The organism is Sandarakinorhabdus oryzae (assembly GCF_009733735.1).
Taxonomy (GTDB): domain Bacteria; phylum Pseudomonadota; class Alphaproteobacteria; order Sphingomonadales; family Sphingomonadaceae; genus Sandarakinorhabdus; species Sandarakinorhabdus oryzae.
On the sequence record NZ_WNJP01000209.1, the window covers coordinates 1 to 4,269 of the forward strand.

General features: G+C 67.3%; 3 protein-coding genes and 1 pseudogene. All 4 read left to right on the top strand.

Translation table 11 applies throughout. From position 1 onward, the window contains the following. Window positions 1-981, top strand: a 981-nt coding sequence (locus GJ693_RS14250) for a cupin-like domain-containing protein (protein ID WP_268893165.1), incomplete at its 5' end; no start/stop codon positions are given. Continuing rightward, window positions 978-2,495, top strand: coding sequence for a tryptophan halogenase family protein (locus GJ693_RS14255; RefSeq protein ID WP_156256937.1), 1,518 nt, complete (start codon window positions 978-980; stop codon window positions 2,493-2,495). The genes GJ693_RS14250 and GJ693_RS14255, both read left to right, overlap by 4 nt. A gap of 116 nt (window positions 2,496-2,611) precedes the next feature. Further along, complete coding sequence (locus GJ693_RS14260) at window positions 2,612-3,661, top strand: LacI family DNA-binding transcriptional regulator (protein ID WP_156256938.1); 1,050 nt, start codon at window positions 2,612-2,614, stop codon at window positions 3,659-3,661. Next, window positions 3,654-4,269 (top strand): annotated as a pseudogene (locus GJ693_RS14265) (MFS transporter); the annotation flags it as partial. The gene GJ693_RS14260 and the pseudogene GJ693_RS14265, both read left to right, overlap by 8 nt.

A 4,269-nucleotide genomic window follows, 5' to 3' on the forward strand; every position in this document is an offset into this window, starting at 1 on the left:
TCTTCTCCTTTTCCTCTTTCCTCCCTTTCTTCTCTCTTCCCCTTTTCCCCTTCACCGTTCGTGGTGCGCGGCCTGGCGCGCGGCTGGCCGCTGGTGCAGGCCGGCGCCCAGGGTGACGATGCGGCGCGCGCTTTCCTGGCGGCAAAGGCCCGCCCGCGCAATTTCCCGGTCAACATCGGCCAGCCTGGGGGCGGTGACCGGCTGTTCTATGATGATGCGATGGGCATGAATTTCCGCATGGCGTCCGGGCCGTTGCCGGGCCTGCTCGATGCCATTGCCGATGCCGCGCAGGCGCCCGACGCGCCGACCATCTATCTGTCCTCCATCGACATGGCCGATTATTTCGACGGGCTGGCCGAGGTCACAAGTCTGCCGCTGGGCGCGCGCACGCCGATTGCCAGCATCTGGATCGGCACGAAGAGCTGCATTGCTGCCCACAATGACGTGCCCGACAATGTCGCCGTCTGCGCCGTCGGCCGCCGCCGCTTCACGCTGTTTCCGCCCGACCAGTTCGCCAATCTCTATCTCGGCCCGCTGGAGAACACGCCGGCGGGCCGGCCGGTGAGCATGGTCGATGTTCGCAATCCCGATCTGGCGCGCCACCCGCGCTTTGCCGAGGCCATGACCCACGCCCAGGTGGCCGAGCTGGAACCAGGTGACGCCATCTTCGTGCCCTCGCTGTGGTGGCACCACGTCGAGGGGCTGGCTGCGTTCAACATCCTGGTCAATTTCTGGTGGCGCGACGTGCCGCGCTGGCTGGGCAATCCGGAAGACGCGCTGCTGCACGCCATATTGGCAGTGCGCGACCTGCCGCCCGAACAGCGCGAACACTGGCGCGCCCAGTTCGATCATCACGTGTTTGCGGCCACCGATGCGGTGACCGCCCATCTGCCGCAAGAAGGCCGCGGGATATTGGCGCCGCTCACCGCCGCCACCGCCGGCCAGATCAAGGCCCGACTGCTGAGAGGATTGTCGCGATGACCCAAGCGAAATTGCGCGTGGTGGTGGCCGGTGGCGGCACCGCCGGCTGGATGACAGCAGCGGCCCTGTCGCACGCGCTGGGGCCGGTGATCGATCTGACGCTGGTGGAATCCGATGCCATCGGCACGATCGGCGTTGGCGAAAGCACGATCCCGCCGATCGTGCTGTTCAATCGCCTGCTCGGCATCAACGAAGCCGATTTCATGCGCGCCACCCAGGCCACGTTCAAGCTGGGGATCATGTTCGAGAACTGGAAGGACGTGGGCGAGCGCTATTTCCACAGCTTTGGCACCACCGGCAAGGATCACTGGTCGGCCGGTTTCCAGCATTTCTGGATGCACGGGCTGACCCAGGGCCATGATGCGCCCTATGACGCCTATGCGCTGGAACTGCAGGCGGCGCTGCAGTCCAGGTTCGCCCATTTGCCCGGTGACCAGCTCAACTATGCCTATCAGCTCGACAGCGCGCTCTATGCCGCCTTCCTGCGGCAGCGCGCCGAAGCCGCCGGCACGACCCGCATCGAAGGCCGCATCAACCAGGTCGAACTGAATGGCGAGACCGGTGACATCGCTGCGCTGTGCCTCGATGGCGAGCGCCGTATCGAGGGCGACCTGTTTATCGACTGCACGGGTTTCCGCGCCCTGTTGATCGAGGGCGCGCTCCACACCGGCTTCAACGACTGGACGCACTGGCTGCCCTGCGACAGCGCCATTGCCATCCAGACGGCGAGTGTGCGGCCGGCCGTGCCCTACACCCGCGCCATCGCCCATGATGCCGGCTGGCAGTGGCGCATCCCGCTGCAGCACCGCCAGGGCAATGGTATCGTCTACTGCAGCCGCTATCTGAGCCAGGACGCCGCGCAGGAACGCCTGTTCGCCACCATCGAGGGCGAAAAGCTCGTGAAGCCCAACATCATCCGCTACACCACCGGCGTGCGCCGCAAGCAGTGGCACCGCAATTGTGTCGCGGTCGGCCTGTCGGGTGGGTTCATGGAGCCGCTCGAATCCACCTCCATCCACCTGATCCAGCGCGCCGTGCTGCGCATCGCCCGCATGCTGCCGGCTGGCCCCGGCCAGGTGAGCGCGCGCGACGTGGCCGAGTTCAACGAGCAGATGCTCACCGACATGGAGCAGATCCGCGACTTCCTGATCCTGCACTACAAGGTGACCGAGCGCCGTGACAGCCCGTTCTGGCGCCACGTCGCCGCCATGGCGATCCCCGACAGCCTGACCCAGAAGATCGAGCTGTTCCGTGAAACCGGCCGCGTCTTCCGCAAGAACGAGGAGCTGTTCGTCGAAAACAGCTGGGTGCAGGTGATGATGGGCCAGGGACTGATGCCGCAAACCTATCACCCGGTGGCGGGCAAGCTGCGCCCGGCCGAATTGCAGGCCTTCCTGGGCGGCCTGCGTGACAGCGTGGCCAAGACCGTGGCCGGTCTGCCCGAGCATCATGTCTATGTCGCGCGCTACTGCGGGGCCAGCGACGCGGCGGCACAAGCACACAAAGCCGCATGAAACGCGGGTTCCAAAAAAATTGGGGCCGGCACGGGGTGGACATGGCCGGTGTCCCGCGCCAAGGGCGCATCGATCGGGCCGCGCCGTCGCCGGGCCGGAACGGGGGCAGGTGAAGCATGCCGAGACGCCGTCAGGCCGTGACCATCCGGCACGTCGCTGCCGAAGCCGACGTGTCGTTGCAGACGGTCAGCCGGGTCATCAACGCCGAACCCAATGTGCGCCCCGAAACCAAGGAGCGCGTGCAGGCGGCCATCGACCGGCTGGGCTATGTGCCGTCGATTGCCGCCCAGCGCATGAGCGGCTCGCGCTCCTATCTCATCCTCGCCATCAACGACCGTGATCGCACAATTGCCGACTGGCAGGCACGGCAAGGCACCGACTGGGTTGACCAGATGCTGCTGGGCGGCATGCTGAAATGTGCCGAGCATGGCTATCGCATGCTGTTCGAACTGGTCGATACCCACAGCGACCATGTCGAACGCGAACTGGCCGCCGCCATCGCCGCCTTGCAGCCCGATGGCCTGATCCTGACCCCGCCGCACAGCGACAACCCGCAGATCGTCGCCTTCCTGGCCGAACAGGACATGCCGTTCGTGCGTATCGGTTCGAAGCGGCAGGATGTCGGCATCCCGGTGTCGATGGGCGACGAAGGTGCGGCGCGCACGGCAACCGAGCATCTGATTGCCCATGGCCATGCCCGCATCGGCTTCATCGCCGGTTCCAGCGAATATGAACTGAGCGGCTGGCGCGTGGATGGCTGGCGCGCGGCCATGGCTGATGCTGGCCTGTCGTGCGAAGGCCTGCTCGACGCCGGCGATTTTTCCTTTGCCTCCGGCGAGGCGGCGGCGCTGCGCCTGCTCGACCGTCCACAACGGCCCACCGCGATCATCGCCAGCAACGACCAGATGGCGATGGCGACACTGGCGGTGGCCGGCCGGTTGGGGCTGCGCGTGCCCGACGATCTGTCGCTGATCAGTTTCGACAACACGCCGATCGTGCAGTTTGCGCAGCCGCCGCTCACCGCGATCGACCAGTCGATTGCCGCCACCGCGTCGAAGGCGGTGGAGCTGATCATCGCCCACCAGAAGGGCGAGCCGCCGCCGCCCACGCTGACGATTGTGCCTTCAACCCTGGTGGCGCGCGCCTCGGTCGCCCGGCTTGGCTGACGGGGCGGGCACTGGTTGGGCCGAGCCCCGCGTCACCCCGGGTTTCCTGCTGCTCTATGCGCTGGCCTGGGCCGGCGCCTCGATCGCCTATGTGCCGTTCCTCACCATCCTGCTGCCGGTGCGGGTCGAGGCGCTGGCCGGCGCCGGCGCACGCATCGACTGGCTGGCCTATCTGAGCTTTGGCGGCGCGCTGGCGGCAAGCAGCGGCCACCTGCTGTTCGGCTGGCTCAGTGATGTCACCGGCACGCGGCGGCCGTGGATCGCGGCCGGGCTGCTGCTGTCGTGCCTGCTGCTCTCCAGTGTCGTGCTGGCGACCAGCCTTGCCGCGCTGCTGGCGCTGATCATCGCCTGGCAACTGGCGCTCAACATGATGATGGCGCCGCTGGCGGCGCTGGCCGGCGATCACGTGCCCGATCACCAGAAGGGCCTGCTCGGTGGGCTGCTGGCCTTTGCGCCGGGGTTGGGCGCGCTGTCGGGCTCGCTGGTCACCTGGCCGGGGCTGGTGGCGCTTGATGGCCGGCTGTGGCTGGTGGCCGGGCTGGTGGCGGCCTGCGTGCTGCCGGTGCTGCTGCTGCGGCTGCCGCCCCGGCTGCTGGTGCCGCCGCCGG

Excerpts from the sequence above, each read along its gene's own strand:
- GJ693_RS14255 (WP_156256937.1), top strand. The coding sequence starts at position 978 with ATGACCCAAGCGAAATTGCGCGTGGTGGTGGCCGGTGGCGGCACCGCC.
- GJ693_RS14260 (WP_156256938.1), top strand. The coding sequence starts at position 2,612 with ATGCCGAGACGCCGTCAGGCCGTGACCATCCGGCACGTCGCTGCCGAA.